This window comes from Bradyrhizobium sp. WYCCWR15520, from assembly GCF_056174665.1.
In genome coordinates, this window is the sequence record NZ_JBWBWM010000187.1 from 1 (window position 1) to 526 (window position 526).

The following is a 526-nucleotide window of genomic DNA, read 5'->3' on the forward strand; positions in this document are numbered from 1 at the left end:
CCCGCGTCAGCCGTTCCGGCATGAACACGTCCTGCACCCGCGAGATCGGCAGGCCGAACAATTGTCCCCCGATCACGGCGGTGACGTATTCGGCCACGGTGCCGTCGATGGTGTCGGTCTTGGTTGTTGTCATGTGTTGGGTTCCTTAGGCCGTGCGGCTGAACTTGTTCGTGCCGGGCTGAACTTGTTCATGCCGCGCGCCTGTCGTCGGCGGTCTGTTCCTTCAGCGCCGCGATCAGGCCGGGACGGTCGAACTTGGCGACATAATCGTGGAAGCCGGCCTGCCGCCCGCGCTCGATCGCCGCCGGCGACACCAGCGAGGACAGCGCGATGATCGGCAACTGGCCCAGATTGTGGTCGGCGCGGATCGTCTCGGCGAACTCGAAGCCGTTCATGTCGGGCATTTCGATGTCGGTCAGCACCACGTCGAAGTTGTAACCCGAGCGCAGCGCAGACAGGCCCTCCTGGGCGTTGACGGCGACCCGCACCTTGTAGCCGGCGGCCTTCAAGACCGGGGCCAGCATGT

The 526-nt window shown here is 65.0% G+C and carries 1 protein-coding gene and 1 pseudogene; both read right to left on the minus strand.

Features of this window, described 5'->3' with window-relative positions:
• Positions 1-133: pseudogene (locus AC0QUY_RS42790) on the minus strand (chemotaxis protein CheW); the annotation flags it as partial.
• Between the two features lie 55 nt (positions 134-188).
• The coding region (locus tag AC0QUY_RS42795) for a response regulator (RefSeq protein ID WP_475391768.1) at positions 189-526 on the minus strand (338 nt) is incomplete at its 5' end.